Source organism: Actinophytocola sp. KF-1 (genome assembly GCF_054661535.1).
The window spans coordinates 243196-264714 of record NZ_BAAFVK010000008.1; the positions used below are offsets into that span (position 1 = coordinate 243196).

Consider the following 21519-nt stretch of genomic DNA (forward strand, 5'->3'; position numbering starts at 1 on the left):
TGAGCCGCCAGTGGAAGGGGAGCTTGTGGACGGTTTCGTACCGAACGAGTCGGCGATCCGGCGGGCGCTGCGCCGCGCGGGGGACGGCGCCGCGCTCGACGCGACCGAGGCCGAGACCCTCCTGCACGCCAGGGGCGAGCAGCTCGAGGCGCTCTTCGACGCCGCGTCCCGGGTCCGCGACCAGGGCCTCGCCGCCGTCGGCAGGGCACGCACGATCACCTACTCGCGCAGCGTGTTCGTGCCGCTGACCAGGCTGTGCGCCGACCGCTGCCACTACTGCACGTTCGCGACCGTGCCCGGCAGGCTGCCCGCGGCGTTCCTGTCCGAGGACGAGGTGCTCGACATCGCCCGCAAGGGCGCGGCGGCCGGGTGCCGCGAGGTGCTGATCACGCTCGGCGACAAGCCCGAGGTCCGCTGGGAGGCGGCGCGGACCTGGCTCGAGGAGGCCGGCTACCCGGACACGCTGTCCTACGTCCGCGCGATCTCCATCAAGATCCTCGAGGAGACCGGGGTGCTGCCGCACCTCAACCCGGGCGTGCTGACCTGGCAGGACTTCCAGCGGCTCAAGCCGGTGTCGGCGTCGATGGGCATGATGCTGGAGACCACCGCGACCCGGCTGTGGTCCGAGCCCGGCGGCCCGCACTACGGCTCACCGGACAAGGAACCGGCCGTGCGGCTGCGCGTGCTGGAGGACGCGGGCCGCTCCGCCGTCCCGTTCACCACCGGCCTGCTGCTCGGCATCGGCGAGACGCTCGCCGAGCGCGTCGACACGCTGTTCGCCATCCGCAAGGTCGCGCGGCAGTACGGCGGCATCCAGGAGGTCATCGTCCAGAACTTCCGCGCCAAGCCGGACACCGCGATGCGCGGCATGCCCGACGTCGAGGCGCGGGAGCTGGCCGCCACGGTGGCGGTCGCGCGGCTCGTGCTCGGGCCGAAGATGCGCATACAGGCGCCGCCGAACCTGATCGCGGGTGAGTTCGAGCTGCTGCTGCGGGCCGGCATCGACGACTGGGGCGGCGTGTCCCCGCTGACCATCGACCACGTCAATCCGGAACGGCCGTGGCCGCGGCTCGAGGAGCTGGCGAAGCACACGCGTGCCGCCGGGTTCGAGCTGGCCGAGCGGCTGCCGATCTACCCGGAGTACGTGACGCGCGGCGAGCCGTGGCTCGACCCGCGCGTGGCGCCGCACGTGGCCGCGCTCGCGGACGAGCGCGGGCTCGCCGACCCGGACGCGGAGATCGTCGGCAGGCCGTGGCAGGAGCCGGAGGTCGCGCTCGTCTCGTCGGGCCGCACCGACCTGCACACCTCCATCGACACCGAGGGCCGCACCACCGACCGCCGCGACGACTTCGACTCCGTCTACGGCGACTGGGAAGAGCTGCGGCAGCAGGTGATCGCCATGCCCGGCACCCGGGCACGCGGCGAGTTCGCGACCGCGCTGCGGCACGCCGAGGCCGACCCGGCCGGACTGTCCGACGAGGACGCGCTCACCCTGCTGTCCGCGCAACCCGGCCACGAGATCGAGGCGCTCGCCGCGCTGGCCGACGACATCCGGCGCGACACCGTCGGCGACGACGTGTCCTACGTGGTCACCAGGAACATCAACTTCACGAACGTCTGCTACACCGGCTGCCGGTTCTGCGCGTTCGCCCAGCGCCGCACCGACAGCGACGCGTACACCCTGTCGCTGGAGCAGGTCGGGCAGCGCGCCGAACAGGCGTGGGCGGTCGGCGCGACCGAGGTGTGCATGCAGGGCGGCATCCACCCCGACCTGCCCGGCACCGCGTACTTCGACATCGCGGCCGAGGTGAAGAAGCGCGCCCCCGGCCTCCACGTGCACGCGTTCTCGCCGATGGAGGTCGTGAACGGCGCGTCGCGGACGAACATGTCCATTCGCGACTGGCTGACGGCCGCACGCGAGGCGGGTGTCGACTCGCTGCCGGGCACGGCGGCGGAGATCCTCGACGACGACGTGCGCTGGGTGCTCACCAAGGGCAAGCTGCCGACGGCGTCGTGGGTCGAGGTCGTGACCACCGCGCACGAGCTGGGCATCAACACGACCTCCACGATGATGTACGGGCACGTCGACAACCCGTCGCACTGGGTCGCGCACCTCAAGCTGATCCGCGACCTGCAGGAGCGCACCGGCGGGTTCACCGAGTTCGTGCTGCTGCCGTTCGTGCACACGAACGCGCCGCTGTACCTCGCGGGCATCGCCCGGCCGGGCCCGACGCACCTGGAGAACCGCGCCGTGCACGCGCTCGCCAGGCTGCTGCTGCACGGCCGGATCGACAACATCCAGACGTCGTGGGTGAAACTCGGCGACGAGGGTGTGGTGGACGTGCTGCGCGGCGGCGTGAACGACCTCGGCGGCACGCTGATGGAGGAGACCATCAGCCGCATGGCCGGGTCGGAGAACGGCAGCTACAAGACGATCGCCGGGCTCGAGGCACTGGCCGCGAAGGCGGGCCGCCCCGCGCGGCAGCGGACGACGACGTACGGCGAGGTGCCCGAGGAGCGGCTGCGCACGGCCCGCGAGCACGACGGCGTGTGGCGGCCCAACCTGCTGCCGCTCGTGTCCGGCTGACGTGTCACGTCCGGCATCGACGGGGCTGCTGGGGTCGTTGTGGTTCTGCGCGCTCGCGTGCAGCCTGCTGGGCGGTGCGGGCGCGGTGGTGCTGGCGATCGTGCTCGCGGCGCACGGGTACTGGCTCGCGGCCGGGGTGGCCATCGTGGGCGGCCTGGCGGTGGCCGGGTTGCTGCACGTCACCGGGATCGTCGCGATGTTCCTGGCGGGCAAGGGCACCCGGCCGGGACTGCCCGCGGTCGTCGGCGCGGTGTGCGGGGGCGCGGGCCTGGTCGCGGCGGTCGGGGGTGTCGCGTGGGGCGTGGTGGCGGCGGTCGCCGGTGCGGAATGGACCGCGGTGCGCGGCGCGCTCGGCGGGTTGGGTGCCTGTGCGGTGCTGGTCGCCGTGGGTTCCGGCATCGCACACCGGCGCGCAGGCAAGACCTGACGCCGGGCTCGTCGCGAGTCACGCTCTCACGCATACCGAGTTGCGTTCTCGTGCAGAAAGTTGTCCACAGCCACACTGGTTGTCCACAGCCAAGATCGACAACCATCCCCCGGTCGGTGGACCCCGGTAGACTGGCTGGGCGGGGGGCCCCCGGGACTGGGTGGGGCTTTCCCTTGGGTACTGGGGGCGGGCGGATTCTGTTTTTCGCGCGGAGCGGCGCGGGTCCTCATGTGCGGATCAGCGGCTTCTTGTGCCGTGAAAGGCGCGTTCGCGGCATTGCTCGTGCTGTGAAAGGCGCGTTCTCGGCGTTGCTCGTGCTGTGAAAGGCGCGTTCTCGGCGTTGCTCGTGCTGTGAAAGGGCGTTCGTGGCATGGCTCGTGCGGTGATAGGCGCGTTCGCGGCGTTGAGCGCTGCGAACGCTCCTTTTGCGGCATCCGGGGTGCCGTGAAGGGGCCTTTTGCGGCGGGCGGGGTGCCGTCAACGCGCCTTCGCGGCATGGGGGCCGGGGCGGGGTCGGGTGTGCGGTCCGGGGGCTCGCCTGATTCTCGCGTTCGCGGTTGTGCCCGGCCTGCTTGTCACGCTGTTCGTCGGGCTTCGTGAGGGTTCCGGTGCCCGACCTGGCGCTCTCAGCCCGCCCGTCGCCAGCGGGCCGGGCTGGTGCCGTGGACCTTGCCGAAGGTGCGGGCGAAGTAGCCGGCGTCCGGGAAGCCGACCCGCCTGCCCACCTCGCCGACCGGCAGGTCGGTCGCGGCGAGCAGGCGCCTCGCCTGCACCATGCGCCGCTCGGTGATCCACTCCTGGACGGTGCGCCCGGTGCGCTTGCGGACCGTGGACGTCAGGTGGCCCGGGGTGAGGTTGACCGCCGCGGCGACGTCCCGCAGTGACAGCGGCTCCGCGTAGCGCTCCTCGATGACCGCGAACACCTCCGCCAACAGCGGTTCGGCGTTCTCCCGCAGGTCGCCGACCACGTCCGCGGCCAGCCGGGAGACGGCGACGAGCAGCAGCACCAGGTGGGCGAGCGCCGCCTCCCGGTAGCCGTCCTCGCGGCGGGCCAGCTCGTCGTCCAGTGCCCGCATACGCCCCAGCCATTCCGGCCGGTCCGCTGCCGGCACCCGCAGCCGGAGCGCGCCGATCGCACCGCCGCGCACGAACGGGAACAGCAGCGGGTGCGTGCGCCACGCGAGGTGCGTACCGGGCACGTCCGGGCCGAGGGCGTCGGCGGTGAAGAACACGCCCCAGCCGTCCGCGTCGGCCAGGTCGGCCTCGTGGATGTGGCCCATGACGTCGCCCGGCGCGATCACGTACAGGTCGCCTGCCTCGATCGGGCGGTCCCGCCTGCCGGTGCGCAGCGTCCCGCCCGTCGTGGGGAAGTACGCCAGGCCGGGGAAGTCGTGCGCGTGCTCCTCGAAGGAGCCCCGCAGCCGCCAGTCGTGGTTCAGCCGCCGCGCCATCACGGGTGGTTCGCCCGGCGCGGGCCGCATCGAGTAGGTCGCGGGCCGGTCGCCGCCCGGTGCCGTTCGCACGGTCCTCACCGTCAGATCGTCCCACTCGTGCCACGGATCAGCACACCCGCACAGCTTCAGGTGCGCCCAGAATGATGTCATGACCGAAAGAACGTCTCATTCGCCCACGGAACGGGAGTACGTCCCGGGCATGGGCAAGCACTGGCTGCTGCCGCTCTACGACCTCGTGCACCACCTGTTCGGGGTGCAGCCCGTGCACCAGCAGATGATCACGGCGGCCGGCTTGTCGGCGGGCCACCGGGTACTGGACGTCGGCTGTGGCACCGGAAACCTGTTGCGCACCACCGGGAAGCGGCACCCGGACGTCGAGCTGACCGGGCTGGACCCGGACCCGAAGGCGCTTGCCCGCGCCCGCCGCAAGGCCCGGCGCGCCGGCGTCGCCGTGCGGCTGGACCGCGGGTTCGCGCAGGACCTGCCGTACCCGGACGGTTCGTTCGACCGGGTCTTCTCCAGCCTCATGCTCCACCACCTGGACACCGGGTCGAAGGACGCGCTGCTCGCCGAGGTGCGCCGGGTGCTGCGGCCGGACGGCCTGCTGGTCCTGGCGGACGCGGTGGTCGACGGGCACGGGCACGGCCACGGGATGCGGCGGCGGATGAGCGAGCAGCTGCGGGACAACGTCGGCGACTCGGTGGCGCGCCGGATCGCGGCGGCCGGGTTCACGGTCGAACCGACCAGGAGGGTGGCGCTGCGGGCCGGTGGTGACGTGGGCATCGAGGTGGCGCGGCCCAGCCGCTAGCGCTGCCCAATCGGTCCGCCCCGGCCGCCTCTTTGGCCGCATCTTGTCCAGGGCGGTGCTTCGCCGTCGTCGCTTATACCTACTGATGCGACGAGTGTCATCGCGTGGGAGCGAGGTGGAGTCATGGGGCAGAACGACGAGGGTGTGGCCGCGGAAGCGAGCATGACGGAAGCGAGCTTCGTCCCCGGGGTCGGCCCGGCGCTGGACGAGGTGGGGCGCCGGGCGGGCAAGTGGCTTGGCGACCAGATCTTCGGTGAAGAGGACCCGCCGCCGCCCTCCGGCGGTTCGGGATCCGGGTCGGGCGGTGGATCCGGCGGCGCGGGTGGTGCGGGCGGTGCCGGTGGCGCGGGCGGTGACGGCGGCGCGGGTGGCACCGGTCAGGGTGGCGACGGCGGTACCGGCCACGGGGGCGCCGGTGGTTCCGCGCAGGGCGGTGCCGGTGGGTCGACGGGACCGGTCGTCGTCAACGTCAACATCACCAACTCCAACGAGGCGCAGGGCGGCCACAGCACCAACTCCAACACGGCGCACGGCGGTGGCGGCGGCAACGCGACCGCGACCGGGGGGAACGCCAACGCGGGCGCCGCGGCGGGGGCCGCGTCCGGGGGTGGCAGCGGTGGCGGTGGCGGCAGGCGCTCGTCGGGTAGCGGCCGGGGCAACGACTACCTGCGGCGGGGCAGCCACGGCCGGGAGGTGTCGGAGTGGCAGGAGAAGCTCAACGACGTGATGGGCGCGGGCCTGGACGTCGACGGTGACTTCGGGCAGGCGACCCACCGCGCGACGGTCGACTTCCAGCGCGCGGAGGGGCTGCAGCCGGACGGCATCGTGGGCCCGTTGACCGCCGGTGCGATGCAGCGCCACTACCAGCCGGTCGACCAGCAGGGCCCGTACCACCCGTCCACGCACGGCGCCTACGACCCGGGCCGGCACGGCGCGTACCACCCGGCCACCCACGGCGACTACCACCCGGACGTGCACGGCCAGTACAACCCGAACGTGCACGGTCAGTACCACCCCGACTCGCACGGCCAGTTCCACCCCGGCCTGCACGGCCAGTACCACCCGGACTGGCACGGTGACTTCCACCCCGGCCTGCACGGGGACTTCCACCCGCAGTGGCACGGGGACTACCACCCCGGGATCCACGGTCAGTACCACCCCGGCTTGCACGGCCAGTACCAGCCGGACGTGCACGGGCCGTTCCACCCCGGCATGCACGGTCAGTACCACCCGGAGTGGCACGGCGAGTTCCACCCCCGGCTGCACGGGGACTACCACCCGGAGCTGCACGGGCCGTACCACCCGGACCTCCACGGCGAGTTCGACCCGGACGTGCACGGGCAGTACCACCCCGAACTGCACGGCCCCTTCGACCCCCGCCTGCACGGCGACTTCGACGAGCACCGGCACGGTCAGTACCACAGAGAACTCCACGGCGAGATCGAAGGCCAGGTGAGCTACAACTAGCCCGCCGTTGTCCGGAAAGGCGCGTTCACGTCACCCAGCGATGTGAACGCGCCTTTCCGGACGTGTGGGGGTTGTTGGGTTGTGCGCTTGGAGGCCGCTGGGTGGGTTCGGGATGTGGTGGGGGCGTTGCGCGCCGGGTTCGCAGAGTGGGGCCGGACTTCATGTCCTGGAATGGGCTGCCAGGACATTCGACGCCTCGGATAGCGATTCCGGGGCATGGTCGGGGTGCGGCTCGGGCGGTGCGCGTCCGGCCCGCGGAGCGGGCCCAACTTCGCTTCTCGAGTGGCGCTCTCGAGGCACACAGAGGGCTTTCGGAGCGTGGTGGGAGGCGCTGCGCGCCCGCCCATGTCCTGAAAGGCGCTTTGAGGGTAATCAATGCGCGAACGGCGCTTCAGGTTCGGGAGCGAGGCAGTGGCGGTGGTCCGCGTGCTGGAGCCTGGAGCGGATCCAGAGCCCGCGAAGCGCCCCCACCTCACACCCACCCGGCATCAGCGATAGGCGGCCGCCTGCAGGGAGTACAGCTCCGCGTACAGGCCGCCGCGCGCCATGAGTTCCTCGTGGGTGCCGTCCTCCGTGACACGGCCCTGTTCGAGGACCAGGATGCGGTCCGCGTGCCGGACGTTCGCCAGGCGGTGGGTGACGAGCACGGCCGTGCGTTCGCCGCCTGCTTCGCGTAGTGCCTGGAAGACCTTGGCCTCCGCGCGGGCGTCCAGGGCGGCCGTCGGTTCGTCGGCCACCAGGACCGGTGCGTCCCGGTACGCGCCGCGCGACACCGACAGTCGTTGCCACTGGCCGCCCGACAGGTCCTTGCCCTCCTCGTAGAGCCGCGACAGGATCGTGTTCTCCTTGCGGGGCAGGCTGTCGATCACCTCGTCGGCGCCGGACGTCGCCGCGTGCGAGGTCCACAATGTACCGTCGCGGGTGTCGCGGTCCAGGCGGCCCACCCGGATGTTGTCGGCGGCGGTCACCGGCCAGCGCAGCGGTTCCTGGGTGATGACCGAGATCTGCGTGTGCACGGTGTGCCGGTGCGCGAACGCGATGTCGACGCCGTCCCACAGCACCTGTCCTTCGGTCGGCCGGTAGAGCCCGGTGATCAGCTTGCCCAGCGTCGACTTCCCCGAGCCGTTCTCGCCCACCAGCGCGACCACCTCGCCGCGGCGCAGCGTCAGCGACACGTTCGCCACGGCGGGCTTGTCCTGGCCGGGATAGGTGAACGACACGTCCCGCAGCTCGATCGTCGCCGGGTTGGCCGGGGCGTCCGTGACCGGTTCTGGGCCGCCGCGGGTGCCCGCGTCCGCCAGCAGTGTGCGGAACAGGTCGATGTGGAAGCTGTGCTCGTACAACCGGTTGATCTGGTACATCGTGTTCCGCAGCGCCGTGGAGCCCGTCCGCATGGCCACCACGGCCGCCCCGGCGAGCGCGAGCGGCATCGCCTCCGTGTAGAGCAGCCAGCCGAGCACCGCGTACGACAGCGCGGTGCCCGCCCCCGCCGCCGCCCTGCCGGTCAGCTGGATCCACGTCTGCCGCCGCTCCACCCGGATCGCCGCCTCCGCCAGGATGTTCGCCACCCTGCGGTACTCCGCGAGCAACGTCTGCTGCGCGGTGAACGCCCGCACCTCCAGCGCGGCGTCGCGTTGCGTGATCAGGTCGCCGATCACCCACTGCTGCCGGTCCCGGGTGACCATCTTCAGGAACGACTCGTAGTTCAGCTTCGCGGCGCGCATGGCGGCCCACGCGTCGATGCCCGCGGTCACGAGCATCGCGGGCAGCAGCCAGCTGCTGAAGATCGCCACCGTCGCCATCGCCGCGACCATCGACACCACCGACGACATGAGGTCCGCGACCCCCTGCGTCGAACCGCGGATGGCCTGTGCGCCCCGCTCGCCGCCCTGCCGGACCAGCTCCCGGAAGTCGGCGTCGTCGAACGCGGCGGCCTCCACGCCGAGCACCGCCTGGTGCATCCGGTCCCGCGCGGCCATCTCGACGTACGGGGTCAGCATGCCCTGCACCAGCTCGACCGCCGCGTCGAGCAGCGCGCGGAGCGAGAACGTGCCCGCCACGAGCGCGATCGCGGGCAGCGCGGCGACCACCCGCTCCGGCGTCGGGCCCTGCTCCAGCAACCGGACCAGCACGTCGGCCGTGGCCAGCAGGCCGAACGCGGTGACGCAGCCCGACAGCACGTGCAGCACCGCGGCGAGCAGCGTCCGCGAGCGGGACGCCTGCCACGAGTACCCGGTCACGGTGGCCACCGCGGCGGGCACCGAGCGGACCGTCTGCCACCAGCTCGCGTTGGCGGTCGCCCGGTCGGCGGCCGCCCACTTCGGCGCGGCCAGGCCGTCGACGCCGATCAGCGGCCGTTCGGTCACCACGTTGTCGCTCATGGTGCGCATGGTCGCGCACGGCACCGACAATTTTCTGGATCCGTTCCACAGCCCGCGGTCGTTCCCTGCTCACGGGGGTCCGGGCTGGTAGAAGTAACCCATACGCAACGGCGCATGGGAAGGGCGGCACATGGCTCAGGAGGTACGGGGCGTCATCGCCCGGTCGAAGGGCGCTCCGGTGGAGATCGCGACGGTCGTCGTGCCGGACCCCGGGCCGGGGGAGGCGGTGGTGAAGGTCCAGGCCTGCGGGGTCTGCCACACCGACCTGCACTACCGCGAGGGTGGCATCAACGACGAGTACCCGTTCCTGCTCGGGCACGAGGCCGCCGGGATCGTCGAGTCCGTCGGCGACGGCGTGACCGACCTCGAGCCCGGTGACTTCGTCATCCTCAACTGGCGCGCCGTCTGCGGCACCTGCCGCGCCTGCCTGCGCGGGCGGCCGTGGTACTGCTTCGCCACCTTCAACGCGGCGCAGCCGATGACGCTGACCGACGGCACCGCACTGTCGCCCGCGCTGGGCATCGGCGCGTTCGCCGAGAAGACGCTCGTCCACAGTGGACAATGCACGAAGGTGGACCCGGACGCGTCGCCCGCCGCGGTCGGCCTGCTGGGCTGCGGGATCATGGCCGGCATCGGCGCCGCGGTGAACACCGGCGGGGTGTCGCGCGGGGACAGCGTCGCGGTCATCGGCTGCGGCGGCGTCGGCAACGCGGCCATCGCGGGCGCGCAGCTGGCCGGTGCCACGAAGATCATCGCCGTCGACCTCGACGACCGGAAACTGGCCTGGGCCAAGGGTTTCGGCGCCACACACACCGTCAACGCCGGGCAGGGCGACGTGGTCGAGGCGGTGCGGGAGCTGACCGGCGGGTTCGGCGCGGACGTCGTGATCGAGGCGGTCGGGCGGCCGGAAACGTGGCAGCAGGCGTTCTACGCTCGTGACCTCGCGGGCACCGTCGTGCTCGTCGGGGTGCCGACCCCCGACATGCGCCTCGAGATGCCGATGATCGACTTCTTCTCCCGCGGCGGCTCGCTCAAGTCCAGCTGGTACGGCGACTGCCTGCCGTCGCGGGACTTCCCGTACCTCGTCGACCTCTACCGGCAGGGCAGGCTGGACCTGGACGCGTTCGTCACCGAGACCATCGCGCTGGACCAGGTGGAGGAGGCGTTCACCAAGATGCACCACGGGGACGTGCTGCGGTCCGTGGTGGTGTTCTGATGCGGGTGCAGAAGGTCGTCACGTCGGGCACCTTCCACCTCGACGGCGGTGCGTGGGAGGTCGACAACAACGTCTGGCTCCTCGGCGACGACGAGCAGGTGCTGGTGATCGACGCCGCCCACGACGCCGCCGCCATCGCGGCGGCGGCCGGCGGCCGGGAAGTGCTCGCCATCGCCTGCACGCACGCGCACGACGACCACGTCAACGCCGCGCCGGAGCTGGCCGAGATGACCGGCGCGCCGGTGCTGCTGCACCCCGCCGACGACGTGCTGTGGCGCCTCGCCCACGAGCACGACCGCCCCGCCGACACGTTGTCCGACGGGGACGTCCTGCGGGTCGGCGACACGGCGATCCACGTGCTCCACACCCCGGGCCACGCGCCGGGCGCGGTGTGCTTCCACGTCCCCGACCTGGGCGTTGTCTTCACCGGCGACACCCTGTTCCAGGGCGGCCCGGGCGCCACCGGCCGGTCGTACTCGGACTTCCCGACGATCGTCGGCTCGATCCGCGAGAAGCTCCTGACCCTGCCCGCGGACACGGTGGTCCACACCGGCCACGGCGACGACACGACGATCGGCGCGGAGGCGCCGCACCTGGAGGAGTGGCTCGCCCGCGGGCACTGACCCGGGAAAACCGGTTCACGGGCGGGGCGGTGCTCTGGCACTGTCCCGCCCGTGGACTACCTGGCGATCAACAGAGCGAACTGGGACGAGCGGGCGCCCGCGCACGCCGCGTCGGCGATGTACGGCCTCGACCGGTTCGCCGACCCCGGCCACCTGAGCGACGTCGTCCGGTTCGACCTGCCGCTGCTCGGGGACGTCGCCGGCCTGCGTGGTGTGCACCTGCAGTGCCACATCGGCACCGACACCGTCTCGCTGTCGCGCCTCGGCGCCCGCATGACCGGCCTCGACCTGTCGCCGGTCTCGCTGGCGGAGGCGCGGAAGCTCGCGGCGGTGGCCGGCGCCGGCATCGACTTCCACGAGGCCGACGTGTACGACGCGGTCGAGGTCCTCGGCGCGGGCGGGTTCGACCTCGTCTACACCGGCATCGGGGCGCTCTGCTGGCTGCCGGACGTGGCCCGGTGGGCGCGGGTCGTCGCCGGGCTGCTGCGGCCGGGCGGGCGGCTGTTCATCCGCGAGGCGCACCCGATGCTGATGGCGCTGGGCGACGACCTGCGGCCGCACTACCCGTACTTCGAGACCGAGGAGCCGATCGTCGACGAGGACCCCGGCACCTACACCGGTGACCGCACCGAGTTCACGACCCGGATCACGCACAGCTGGGACCACGGGCTCGGCCAGACGATCACCGGGCTGCTCACCGCAGGCATGCGGCTGACCGGCCTCGTCGAGCACGACAGCGTGCCGTGGGAGGCGCTGCCGGGGCACATGACCGCCGACGAGCAGGGCGAATGGCGGCTCACCGAGAAGCCCGGCTCGCTGGCGGCGAGCTTCACCCTCCAGGCCGTGAAGGAAGGGTAGCCACCTGCCCGGCCCGTCCGTAGGATTGTCGACAATCCACGGGAGGGTGTGCTGATGGCTGAGTTGTCCCCGGTCCTCAAGCAGGCGACGCCGGTGCTCGCCGAGCGCGGTGAGGGCGTGTACCTGTACGGCGAGGACGGGCGCCGGTATCTGGACTTCACCGCCGGGATCGGTGTCACCAGCACCGGGCACTGCCACCCGCGGGTCGTCGAGGCCGTGCGCGAGCAGGCCGGGAAACTGATCCACGGCCAGTACACGACGGTGATGCACCGGCCGCTGCTGACGCTGTCGGAGCGGCTCTCCGAGGTGCTGCCCACCGGGCTCGACTCGCTGTTCTTCGCCAACTCGGGCAGCGAAGCGGTCGAGGCGGCCCTGCGCCTGTCCCGGCACGCCACCGGGCGGCCGAACGTCGTGGTCTTCCACGGCTCGTTCCACGGCCGCACGATCGGCGCCGCCTCCATGACCACCTCGGCCACCAAGTTCCGCGCCGGGTTCGCGCCGCTCATGGGCGGGGTCGTGGTCTCGCCGTTCCCGACGGCCTACCGGTACGGCTGGAGCGAGGAGGAGGCGACGCGGTTCGCGCTGCGCGAGCTGGACTACACGCTGCAGACGCTGACCTCGCCCGCCGAGACCGCCGCGTTCTTCGTCGAGCCCGTGCTCGGCGAGGGCGGGTACGTGCCCGCCACCAGCGCGTTCCTGCGCGGCTTGCGCGAACGGGCCGACAAGCACGGCATCCTGCTCGTGGTCGACGAGGTCCAGACCGGGTTCGGGCGCACCGGCCGGTTCTGGGGCCACGACCACTTCGCCGTCCGGCCCGACGTGCTGATCACCGCCAAGGGCCTGGCCAGCGGGTTCCCGCTCTCGGCGATCGCCGCGCCGAAGGACCTCATGGCCAAGGCGTGGCCGGGGTCGCAGGGCGGCACCTACGGCGGCAACGCCGTCGCCTGCGCGGCCGCGATCGCCACGCTCGACGTCGTCCGGTCCGAGGGGCTGGTCGAGAACGCGGCCACCCAGGGCGCGCGGCTGCGCGAGGGGCTCGCGAAGGTCGCCGCGGACGTGCCTGCCATCGGGGACGTGCGCGGGCTGGGTCTCATGCTGGGCAACGAGTTCGTCGACCGCGACGGCGAGCCCGACCCGGCCGCCGCCGCACGGGTGCAGCAGGCGGCCGCCGCGGCCGGGTTGCTGCTGTTGACCTGCGGCGCGGCGGGCAACGTCGTGCGGATGATCCCGCCGCTCGTGGTGAACGCCGACCAGATCGACGAGGGGCTCGCCCTGTGGCGGGAGGCGGTCACCGCGGTCTGAGATCCTCGTGCGGTGATCACTGAGGACCTCGCGCCCACGGGCGTGCTGCGGGCGTCGATCAACCTCGGCAACCCCGTGCTCGCCCAGGGCAGCGTCGACGCGCCCACCGGGGTGACCGTCGACATCGCCCGCGAGCTGGGCAACCGGCTCGGCGTGCCCGTGGAGCTGGTGGCGTTCGACGCCGCCCGCGCCTCGTTCGAGGCGATGACCGGCGGGCGCGCCGACATCTGCTTCCTCGCGATCGAGCCGAAACGCGCGGAGAAGGTGGCGTTCACCGCGCCGTACGTGCTGATCGAGGGCGTGTACGCGGTGCGGGCGGACGCCCCGATCACCACCCCGGACGAGGTGGACCGGCCGGGCGTGCGGGTCGGGGTGAACCACGGGTCGGCCTACGACCTCTACCTCACCCGCACGCTCCGGCACGCCACCCTCGTGCGTGGCGAGGACGGGACCACCGTCTTCCGCGAGCAGGGCCTCGAGGTGGTGGCGGGTGTCCGGCAGCCCATGACCGCCTACGTCGCGGCGCAGGGGGACCTGCGCCTGCTCGAGCCGCGGTTCATGGAGATCCGCCAGGCGCTCGGCACCACGCGGTCCCGTCGGCCCGAGACCGTCGCCTACCTGTCGGCGCTGGTCGAGGAGCTGAAGGCGAACGGGTTCGTCGCCGGCGCGCTCCGGCGGGCGGGTCAGGACGAGGGGCTGGTCGCGCCCGCGTAGTGCTTGGTCAGCTCGGCGATCCGCTCGTCCGACCACGCGCAGCGCACGTCGCCCATGACGGCGGCGAAGAACAGCTCCAGCTGCAGGTGCCACGCGGCCATCGCCGCCGGCACGACGTCGGCGAGGTGGGCGGGCACGGTCTGCGTCAGCTCGACCCGCTCACCGAGCTTGGGGTCCGAGCACAGCTCCCAGCGCACCGTGCCGGCGGGGGCGCCGTCGTGCAGCCACGCGTACTCGAGGACCCGAGGGGCGTCCGCCCTGGTCATCGGGCCCGCGGGCACGATCTCGTTGGTGGCGCGCACCGGCGGCGTCGCACCGGCCTCGCCTTCGGTCAGCACCTCCCACACCGTAGCGGGTTGCCGCCACACCAGGTCGCGGGCGAACCGGATCTCCCAGCCGTCGTCCGTGCGGGCCGCCGTGCCCTCGTCGAGGCCGAACTTGGCGATGTAGTGCGCCATCGGGGTCACCCAGTCGGTGCGCTCCGGGACCGGCGTGCCGTCGAGCCGCGCGACGAGGGCGTCGAGGCAGGTGTCCCAGCCCGCCGCGGTGCGCCCGGCGGCCAGGAACCCCGTGCGCCCACCGCCCAGGGTCTGGGTGAACACGAGCAGGCAGCCGTCGCCGTCGGGGATCAGCTCGATCCGGATGACGTCGTGCGACCAGCGGAACATGAAGACCTTCGGCTCGTCGACCTCCAGCACCTCGCCGTCCCAGTCACCGTGCACCGGCGCCTCGTCGGGGAACGTGAACCGCATCGGGGCGCCGGGCCGCGGCTCGGCCTCGACCGCCGCCGGGAACCAGTGCGCCATCTCGGTGGGCTCGGTCACCGCGCGCCAGACCTTGGCGGGGGAGTGCCGCAGCCTGCGCTCGAACCGCAGCGTCGGCTCCCCGTTGACCGTGTGCAGTGTCGCGTCGCTCATGACCCCTCCATCGTGTCCAGGTGGCGTTCGAGGGCGTCCAGACTGTCCGTCCACATGCGACGGTACGGCGCGAGCCACGCGTCGATCTCCGCGAGCGGGGCCGGGCGCAGCCGGTACCAGCGGCGTTGCGCGTCCTGGCGGACCTCGACCAGGCCCGCGCCCTTGAGCACCTTCAGGTGCTTGGACACCGTCGGCTGCGCCAGCTCCAGGCGCTCGACCAGGTCGCCGACGAGCCGTTCGCCGTCACGCAGAAGGTCCAGGATCTCCCGGCGGCGTGGCTCGGCCAGCACCTCGAACGTTGATGCCATAGGAGGAATATAGCTCCCATGGCATATAGGCTGTCAAGCGCCGAGGACCGCCAGGAGCCGTGCCACCTCGGCCGCCACCGCGTCCCGGCCCGCGCCGAGGTACTTGCGGGTGTCCACGACGGACGGGTTCGCGTGGAGGTACTCGCGGACGGCCGCCGTGAACGCCTTGTTCAGCTGTGTCGCGATGTTGATCTTCGTCATGCCCGCCTGGACCGCGCGCCGCAGGTCGTCGTCGGGCACGCCGGACGAGCCGTGCAGCACCAGCGGCACCGGCACGGTCGCGCGCAGCCGCTCGATCAGTCCGAAGTCGACGGTCGCGTCGCGGGTGAGCATCGCGTGGGACGTACCGACCGCGACGGCCAGCGCGTCCACGCCGGTGGCCGCCACGTACGCGGCGGCCTCGTCCGGGTCGGTGCGGGCGCCGGGCGCGTGCACACCGTCCTTGCCGCCGACCTCGCCCAGCTCCGCCTCCACGTACACGCCGTGTTCGTGGCAGTGGGCCACCACGTCGGTCGTCGCCGCGACGTTGTCCGCGTAGGACATCACGGACGCGTCGTACATGACCGAGCCGAACCCGAGCCGCACGGCCTCCCGGACGAGCGCGACGTCGGTGGCGTGGTCGAGGTGCACGGCCACCGGCGCGGCCGACGAGCGGGCGACCGCCAGCGTGGCCTGCGCGATGGGTGCCAGCCCACCGTGGTACTTCACGGCGTTCTCGCTGATCTGCAACACGACCGGCGTGCCGGCTTTCTCCGCGCCCGCCACGAGCGCCTCGGCGTGCTCGAGCTGGATCACGTTGAACGCGCCGACGCCCCGGCCCGCCGCGCGTGCGGCCGTGACGATCTCAGCGGTCGGCGTGAGCATCCAGTGCCTCCACGGTGATGGCGGGCCGCAGCCGCGTGTACGTGTCGTGGTCGATGTCGCCGGCCAGCAGGCAGGGGACGGCAGCGGCGGAGACCGCGACCGCCTCCGCGAGCCGTTCCGGCCACTCGAGCGCGTGCCCGGCGGCGAGCGCGGCGACGCACGCGTCACCCGCGCCGGTCGGGTTGCCGTGCAGTCGCTCCGGCACCCGCACCCGCCAGGAACCCTCGTGCGACACGGCGATCAGGCCGTCGTGGCCGAGCGAGGCGACGACCGCGTGCGCGCCCCGGTCGAGCAGCGCCCTCGCGGCCTCGACCGGGTCGTCGAGCCCGGTCACCTCGGTCAGCTCGTGCACGTTCGGCTTCACCACCGCCGGGCGCGCCGCGACACCCGCGAGCAGCGGCGCGCCGGACGTGTCGAGGATGACCGGCGTCGGCGTGGCGCGGATCAGCTGCGCGTACGCGTCGGCGGGCAGGTTGCCCGGCAGGCTCCCGGACAGCACGACGACCGACGCCCGCGCCGCGAGCGCGTGGTAGCCGCCGACGAAGTCCGCCCAGTCCGAAATGGACACGTCGGGCCCCGGCTCGTTCACGGCGGTCGCGGTGCCGTCGGAGACGATCGTGACCGTGCGCCGGGACGGGCCCGCCATGTCGAACAGGGACTCCCGCAGCCCCGCGACGAGCACGTCGGTGCGGATCGCGGCGCCGGTGTCGCCGCCGACGAGCCCGGTGACCATGGTCTCGTGGCCGAGCGCGTGCAGGACGCGGGCGACGTTGACGCCCTTGCCGCCCGCGCGGACGTGGGTGGCGACCGGCCGGTTGGTGTGCCCGAGCCGCAGGGCGGGCACCTCGTAGGTGACGTCCAGCGCGGCGTTCAGCGTGACCGTCAGGATCATGCCGCGGCCCGCCACGCGAGGATGCCCGCGCCGATGCAGCCCGCGTTGTCGCCGAGCTTCGCGCGCACGAGCGCAGGCACCCGCTGGAACGACAGCCGCCCCTCGAGCGACTCGCGCAGCGGCGTCATCAGCGTGTCCCCGGACTCGGACAGCCCGCCGCCGATCGCGATGACCTCCGGCGCAAGCAACGTGATCGCGGTCGTGAGCGCCGCGGCGAGCCCGTCGACCGCCCGCGCCCAGACGGCCAGCGCGGCCGGCTCACCGGCGACGACCGCGGCGGCCACGTCGGCGGCCCGGTCGACCGTCTTCCCGCTGCGCTCGCTGTAGTTGCGGGCGATGAACGCGGCCGACGCGACGGTCTCCAGGCAACCGCGCGTGCCGCACCCGCACACCTTCCCGTCCGGGTCGACGACGATGTGCCCGATCTCGCCCGCGTACCCGTCGGCGTCGAGCCGGTGCCCGTCGACGAGCACCGCGGCGGCGATGCCGGTGCCGATCGGCATGAACATCGCGTTCCGCACCCCGGTCGCGGCGCCGACGGTGAACTCGGCGAGCCCGCCGGTCCGCACGTCGTGCCCCAGCGCGACGGGGATGCCGGCGGCGTCGGCGAGCCGGTCGCGCAGCGGCAGGTCCCGCCAGCCGAGGTTGACCGCGGCCCGCGCGATGCCGAGCCGCTCGTCGATGATCCCCGGCGCGGCGACCCCGACACCGACGACCGTCGCGTCCTCGGCCTTGCCCCGCAGCTCGTCGATCAACTCGACGATCTGGGCGACGTCGACCGAGCCGGCCACACGGCGGGTCGGGGTGCGGAGTGTGTGCACCACGTGCAGGTCCTCGGCCACGAGGGCCGACTTGATCGACGTGCCGCCGATGTCGATGGCCGCGACGAGCCGGTCCATGCCACCGCCTTCCCAGGGAGCCACGGGCTTATCCCGACCTGCCGGCCGTGGCTTATGGAGGTGTGACCTGCACAGACGTGGCCAGCATGCCGCTGTGAGCCAAGATAGCCTGCGCCGCGTGCCGCCCCGACATCCCCCTCGTGCTCGGCGGCTCGAGGTAGGTCGGCGGGGCCGGAATGCTGGCGCGGCTCCCGCCAGGAGTGACGCGAGGAATCCGGCCCGCCGCGGAAGGCAGTCAGGTTCACCCCGACCAGGACGCCCTGACCGTGTCGGCGTTGTCCCGCAGGAAGTCGTCGAAAGTGCGGGGTGGCCGGCCGGTGAGGTCGGCGACCGCGGTCGTGGTCGGGGCGAGCCTGCCGGTCGCCACCTCGGTGAACAGGGCGGCGACGTCCTCGGCGAACGAGGTGGGCAGCCCCTGCGCGGTGAGCCGGGTGGCGAACGCGTGCGCGGGCAGGTCGACGTAGCGGATCTCCCTGCCCGCCACCGCGGAGAGCTTCGCCGCGATCTCGGTGTGGGTGAGCGCTTCCGGTCCGGTGAGCACGAACGTCTCGCCGTGCCGGGGATCTCCCGTGAGCAGCGCGGCCGCGCACGCCGCGATGTCCACGCAGTCCACATAGGACACGCGGCTGCCGCCGTAGGCGCCGAGGATGTCGCCGTGGTCGGTGAACACGGCCGCGCCGGTCAGGAAGTTCTGCATGAACCCGCTCGGCTGCAGGACGCTCCACCCCAGGCCGGACGCCTTGAGGTGCTGCTCGACCAGCCAGTGCGCGCCCTCGGCGAGCCTGCCGCCCGCGCGGGCGTGCCACACCGACAGCTTCACCACGTGCCCGGCGCCCGCCTCGGCGGCGGCGTCGATCACCGTGCGCTGCTGCCGGACCATGGGCTGCTCGCCGTCCGTCGGCTGGGCGCCGCCCGCGTTGAGGAACACCCGGTCGGCGCCCTTGACCGCGGCCGCGACCGAGTGCGGGTCGTCGAGGTCGCCGACCACGTAGCGGCAGCCGAGTTCCTCGCCTTTCGCCGGGTCGCGCACGAACGCGGTGACGTCCGCGTCGCGCAGCAGGTGGACGAGGTGGCGGCCGACGCTGCCGGACGCGCCGAAGACCAGGATCATCACGTCTCCCGTAAACTGAGGGTGGCTCGGGTAATTAAGTCGAGGGTACCTCGATTTGGATCGGAGGCAAGGGTGGGCCGTCGGCCGAGGGTGGACGCACGCCGCAACCACGACGCCCTGCTCGCGGAGGCGGACACGACGTTCCGCGTGCAGGGCACCGGTGCGTCGCTGGAAGGCATCGCGCGGCGGGCCGGGGTGGCGATCGGCACGTTGTACGGCCACTTCCCCAACCGGAGGGCGCTGGTCGGCGCGCTGCTGCGGGACCGGAACGAGGCGCTGTTCGACGCGGGCGAGGCGTTGGCGGCGGAGCCGCCGGAGGAGGCGCTGCGCCGGTGGGTGGACCTCGTGGTCGCCCACGCCGCGAGCTACCGGGGACTCGCCGAACTGCTCGCGGACGGCGTCGACGACGAGGCGTCCGAGTTGCACGCGTCCTGCGCGCGGATGGCCGGCATCGGGGAGCGGATCGTGTCGCGCGCGATCGAGGCCGGGGTGGTGCGGCCGGACGTGACCGGCGCGGACGTCTTCGCCCTGATGAACGCGGGCGCATGGACCCGCGAGCACGCGTCCGGGGAACAGGCGGCGCGGCTGGTCTCGTACACCATCGACGGGCTGCTCGTGAACCGCCGCTCCGCATAGTGGGCGCGCAGCACCGGGTGCGAACCCCAGGTATGCGTGCCGATCGGGTCCGGGGTTTAGATTGCGTCGTGTGGATCGCTACGAACGGCTGAGCACCCTGCTGGACCTGCTCGGGCAGCGGGGCAGGGTCGACGTGGACGACCTCGCCGAGGAGCTGACGGTCTCCGCCGCGACGATCCGCCGCGACCTCGACCACCTCGCCGACCAGCAGTTGCTCACCCGCACCCGCGGTGGGGCCGTCGCCAACAACGTGGCCTACGACCTGCCGCTGCGGTACAAGACGGCCCGGCACGCGTCGGAGAAGGAACGCATCGGCCGTGGCGCCGCCGCGTTGGTGGCGCGGGGGAGCGTCGTCGGCCTGAACGGCGGCACCACGACGACCGAGGTCGCGCGTGCGCTGGCCGTGCTGCCGGAGCTGAACGGCGCCGACGAGCCCGGCGTGACGGTCGTGACCAACGCGCTGAACATCGCGAGCGAGCTGGCGGTGCGGCCGCACGTCAAGATCGTGGTGACCGGCGGCGTGGCGCGGACCGCGTCGTTCGAGCTGTCCGGTCCGCTGGCGACCAGGATCCTGGACGAGATCACCATGGATGTCGTGTTCCTCGGCGTCGATGCCGTTGATCCGGTGCGGGGTGCGTACGCCCACCACGAGGGGGAGGCCAGCATCAACCGGCTGATGGCCGCCCACGCGCGGCGGATCGTCGTGGTGGCGGACAGCTCCAAGCTCGGCGCGCACGCCTTCGCCCGCATCTGCCCGGTGACCGACATCGACACGTTGATCACCGACGACGCCGCTCCGGGGGACGTGGTGGCCGCCTTCGAGGCCGAGGGCGTGACGGTTCAGCTCGTTTAGCTGGTGCTGGGAACTTCGTTGGCGGTGTTTCTAGCAGCTATTTACTATATAGATGTCCGATTATTTGCCTCGGGATTCGGGTGGGCGTGGTTCCTCTGGCGGGGGCGGGTGGCCCGGCTGGGGGGTCAGCCTGGGGTGGTCGGGCTGGCGGGCTGGGTGGAAGGGCTGGGCTGGCTGGCCTGCCGGGCACGCAGAGTTGGACGCTGGCTGGGCTGGGCGAGCCGGGCTGGCTGAGTGGGCTGGGCTGAGTGGGCTGGCTGGGCTGGGCTGCCTGGCTGATCGCGCTGGGTGGGGTGGGCTGGCTGGGGGGTCAGCCTGGGGTGGTCGGGCTGAGTGGTCGGGCTGGCGGGCTGGGTTGGGTGGGAGGCCCGGCTGGGGGGCAGGCCTGGGGTGGTCGGGCTGGCGGGCTGGGCGGAAGGGCTGGGCCGGGCTGGGCTGCCGGGCACGCAGGGTTGGACGCTGGCTGGGCTGGGCGAGCCGGGCTGGCTGGGCTGGGCTGGCTGGGCTGGGCGAGCGGGGCTTGCTGGCTGGGCTGGCTGGGCTGGCTGATCGCGCTGGGTGGGGTGGCTGGGTTGGCGGCTGGGTGGCTGTGCCGAGGAGGGGAGAGGACAAGCCTGGAGGGTGGTTGGGAAGGCGGGCCGGAGGGCAGGTCGACTGGTCGGGTCCAGCTCTGCGAGCCCGGTGGGCGGAGTTGGACTGAGTGGACACCCACATCCTCAGACCGGAAGGTGGCCGCCGTCGCGCTGGTTCGCACTCCCGGCCCTCCGCTCCGGGCTGCCCGGGCACTGGCCTCCGGGTTTGCGCGGCCTACCCGTGTCGGCTCGGTCGGCCGAATGGCATCCCCGCTTGCCGGGCCGAACGAGCTTCCGGGCTGGCCTTCCGGCTTATCGCTCCGTGGGCCCTCCGGGCTTGCTCGGCCGAACATGCCCGGAAAGCCCACGTCGGTGGGTTCGCCCTGCAGTCCAGGGTTCCCAGCCGTCCCAGCTCGGTCGCTTCGCCCTTCCGGCGTGCCGGTCCGGGTCTGCCCAGGCCCACCCGCGGACTTCCGAGCCAATCGTGCCTCTGGGAGCTGCCCACTCTGGTCCAGCTTTACTGCCAGCCTGTAACAACTATGAACTATATAGATGTCCGAGTTTAATCGGCCGCGCAAAAGCGGGGCAGCTCGAGCGCGACGGTGCGCGACAAGGCCTGGAAGGGGAGAA

Annotated in this window: 19 protein-coding genes; 11 read left to right on the plus strand and 8 right to left on the minus strand. The window is 72.6% G+C overall.

Annotation, left to right across the window (positions count from 1 at the left end):
* The first annotated feature begins 25 nt into the window (after positions 1-25).
* Positions 26-2587, plus strand: a complete 2562-nt coding sequence (locus ACYQ77_RS25100) for a bifunctional FO biosynthesis protein CofGH (protein ID WP_459715356.1) — start codon at positions 26-28, stop codon at positions 2585-2587.
* Between the two features lies 1 nt (position 2588).
* On the plus strand, positions 2589-3014 hold the full coding sequence (locus ACYQ77_RS25105) for a hypothetical protein (RefSeq protein WP_459715358.1): 426 nt from the start codon (positions 2589-2591) through the stop codon (positions 3012-3014).
* Between the two features lie 626 nt (positions 3015-3640).
* Here ACYQ77_RS25105 and ACYQ77_RS25110 read toward each other — a convergent pair.
* The gene (locus tag ACYQ77_RS25110; RefSeq protein WP_459715360.1) at positions 3641-4537 is read right to left on the minus strand and encodes a helix-turn-helix transcriptional regulator; all 897 of its coding nucleotides are present in this window, start codon (positions 4535-4537) and stop codon (positions 3641-3643) included.
* Positions 4538-4616: 79 nt separating this feature from the next.
* Between ACYQ77_RS25110 and ACYQ77_RS25115 the strand changes: the two genes are divergently transcribed.
* Complete coding sequence (locus tag ACYQ77_RS25115; protein ID WP_459715362.1) at positions 4617-5276, plus strand: class I SAM-dependent methyltransferase; 660 nt, start codon at positions 4617-4619, stop codon at positions 5274-5276.
* A gap of 123 nt (positions 5277-5399) precedes the next feature.
* The gene (locus ACYQ77_RS25120; RefSeq protein WP_459715364.1) at positions 5400-6743 is read left to right on the plus strand and encodes a peptidoglycan-binding domain-containing protein; all 1344 of its coding nucleotides are present in this window, start codon (positions 5400-5402) and stop codon (positions 6741-6743) included.
* A 488-nt stretch (positions 6744-7231) separates the two neighbouring features.
* Here the strand turns inward: ACYQ77_RS25120 and ACYQ77_RS25125 are convergent, their stop codons facing one another.
* The gene (locus ACYQ77_RS25125; RefSeq protein WP_459715365.1) at positions 7232-9124 is read right to left on the minus strand and encodes an ABC transporter ATP-binding protein; all 1893 of its coding nucleotides are present in this window, start codon (positions 9122-9124) and stop codon (positions 7232-7234) included.
* A 130-nt stretch (positions 9125-9254) separates the two neighbouring features.
* On the opposite strand from ACYQ77_RS25125, the gene ACYQ77_RS25130 reads away from it, so the two are divergent.
* From ACYQ77_RS25130 to ACYQ77_RS25150, 5 genes are read left to right on the plus strand one after another with little or no spacing between them, the layout of a single operon-like run.
* Positions 9255-10340 (plus strand): S-(hydroxymethyl)mycothiol dehydrogenase, encoded by a 1086-nt coding sequence (locus ACYQ77_RS25130; protein WP_459715367.1) that lies wholly within the window; start codon positions 9255-9257, stop codon positions 10338-10340.
* The gene (locus ACYQ77_RS25135; protein WP_459715369.1) at positions 10340-10963 is read left to right on the plus strand and encodes an MBL fold metallo-hydrolase; all 624 of its coding nucleotides are present in this window, start codon (positions 10340-10342) and stop codon (positions 10961-10963) included. The genes ACYQ77_RS25130 and ACYQ77_RS25135 overlap by 1 nt, the downstream gene beginning before the upstream one ends.
* A gap of 51 nt (positions 10964-11014) precedes the next feature.
* Entirely contained in the window at positions 11015-11821 is an 807-nt protein-coding gene (locus tag ACYQ77_RS25140; protein ID WP_459715371.1) for a class I SAM-dependent methyltransferase, read from the plus strand.
* Between the two features lie 54 nt (positions 11822-11875).
* A complete protein-coding gene (locus tag ACYQ77_RS25145) occupies positions 11876-13123 on the plus strand; it encodes an aspartate aminotransferase family protein (RefSeq protein ID WP_459715373.1) in 1248 nt (415 codons plus the stop codon).
* 12 nt (positions 13124-13135) lie between these two features.
* The gene (locus tag ACYQ77_RS25150; protein WP_459715376.1) at positions 13136-13837 is read left to right on the plus strand and encodes a transporter substrate-binding domain-containing protein; all 702 of its coding nucleotides are present in this window, start codon (positions 13136-13138) and stop codon (positions 13835-13837) included.
* Here ACYQ77_RS25150 and ACYQ77_RS25155 read toward each other — a convergent pair.
* From ACYQ77_RS25155 to ACYQ77_RS25180, 6 genes are all read right to left on the minus strand, one after another.
* Complete coding sequence (locus tag ACYQ77_RS25155) at positions 13807-14754, minus strand: SRPBCC family protein (RefSeq protein WP_459715378.1); 948 nt, start codon at positions 14752-14754, stop codon at positions 13807-13809. The two genes, ACYQ77_RS25150 and ACYQ77_RS25155, sit on opposite strands and share 31 nt — an antisense overlap.
* Positions 14751-15062, minus strand: a complete 312-nt coding sequence (locus tag ACYQ77_RS25160; RefSeq protein ID WP_459715380.1) for an ArsR/SmtB family transcription factor — start codon at positions 15060-15062, stop codon at positions 14751-14753. Before ACYQ77_RS25160 ends, ACYQ77_RS25155 begins: the two co-directional genes overlap by 4 nt.
* Positions 15063-15095: 33 nt before the next feature.
* On the minus strand, positions 15096-15926 hold the full coding sequence (locus ACYQ77_RS25165) for a class II fructose-bisphosphate aldolase (protein WP_459715382.1): 831 nt from the start codon (positions 15924-15926) through the stop codon (positions 15096-15098).
* On the minus strand, positions 15907-16818 hold the full coding sequence (locus ACYQ77_RS25170) for a 1-phosphofructokinase family hexose kinase (protein ID WP_459715384.1): 912 nt from the start codon (positions 16816-16818) through the stop codon (positions 15907-15909). Before ACYQ77_RS25170 ends, ACYQ77_RS25165 begins: the two co-directional genes overlap by 20 nt.
* On the minus strand, positions 16815-17717 hold the full coding sequence (locus tag ACYQ77_RS25175; RefSeq protein WP_459715386.1) for an ROK family protein: 903 nt from the start codon (positions 17715-17717) through the stop codon (positions 16815-16817). Before ACYQ77_RS25175 ends, ACYQ77_RS25170 begins: the two co-directional genes overlap by 4 nt.
* A gap of 241 nt (positions 17718-17958) precedes the next feature.
* Positions 17959-18828, minus strand: coding sequence for an SDR family oxidoreductase (locus ACYQ77_RS25180; RefSeq protein WP_459715387.1), 870 nt, complete (start codon positions 18826-18828; stop codon positions 17959-17961).
* A 72-nt stretch (positions 18829-18900) separates the two neighbouring features.
* Between ACYQ77_RS25180 and ACYQ77_RS25185 the strand changes: the two genes are divergently transcribed.
* Positions 18901-19464, plus strand: coding sequence for a TetR/AcrR family transcriptional regulator (locus ACYQ77_RS25185; RefSeq protein WP_459715390.1), 564 nt, complete (start codon positions 18901-18903; stop codon positions 19462-19464).
* A 70-nt stretch (positions 19465-19534) separates the two neighbouring features.
* Entirely contained in the window at positions 19535-20317 is a 783-nt protein-coding gene (locus ACYQ77_RS25190) for a DeoR/GlpR family DNA-binding transcription regulator (RefSeq protein ID WP_459715392.1), read from the plus strand.
* Positions 20318-21519: the final 1202 nt, after the last annotated feature.

Coding starts and splice junctions, on each gene's coding strand:
- ACYQ77_RS25115 (WP_459715362.1), top strand. CDS start 4,617: ATGACCGAAAGAACGTCTCATTCGCCCACGGAACGGGAGTACGTCCCG.
- ACYQ77_RS25120 (WP_459715364.1), top strand. CDS start 5,400: ATGGGGCAGAACGACGAGGGTGTGGCCGCGGAAGCGAGCATGACGGAA.
- ACYQ77_RS25125 (WP_459715365.1), bottom strand. CDS start 9,124: ATGAGCGACAACGTGGTGACCGAACGGCCGCTGATCGGCGTCGACGGC.
- ACYQ77_RS25130 (WP_459715367.1), top strand. CDS start 9,255: ATGGCTCAGGAGGTACGGGGCGTCATCGCCCGGTCGAAGGGCGCTCCG.
- ACYQ77_RS25135 (WP_459715369.1), top strand. CDS start 10,340: ATGCGGGTGCAGAAGGTCGTCACGTCGGGCACCTTCCACCTCGACGGC.
- ACYQ77_RS25145 (WP_459715373.1), top strand. CDS start 11,876: ATGGCTGAGTTGTCCCCGGTCCTCAAGCAGGCGACGCCGGTGCTCGCC.
- ACYQ77_RS25155 (WP_459715378.1), bottom strand. CDS start 14,754: ATGAGCGACGCGACACTGCACACGGTCAACGGGGAGCCGACGCTGCGG.
- ACYQ77_RS25160 (WP_459715380.1), bottom strand. CDS start 15,062: ATGGCATCAACGTTCGAGGTGCTGGCCGAGCCACGCCGCCGGGAGATC.
- ACYQ77_RS25165 (WP_459715382.1), bottom strand. CDS start 15,926: ATGCTCACGCCGACCGCTGAGATCGTCACGGCCGCACGCGCGGCGGGC.
- ACYQ77_RS25170 (WP_459715384.1), bottom strand. CDS start 16,818: ATGATCCTGACGGTCACGCTGAACGCCGCGCTGGACGTCACCTACGAG.
- ACYQ77_RS25175 (WP_459715386.1), bottom strand. CDS start 17,717: ATGGACCGGCTCGTCGCGGCCATCGACATCGGCGGCACGTCGATCAAG.
- ACYQ77_RS25180 (WP_459715387.1), bottom strand. CDS start 18,828: ATGATCCTGGTCTTCGGCGCGTCCGGCAGCGTCGGCCGCCACCTCGTC.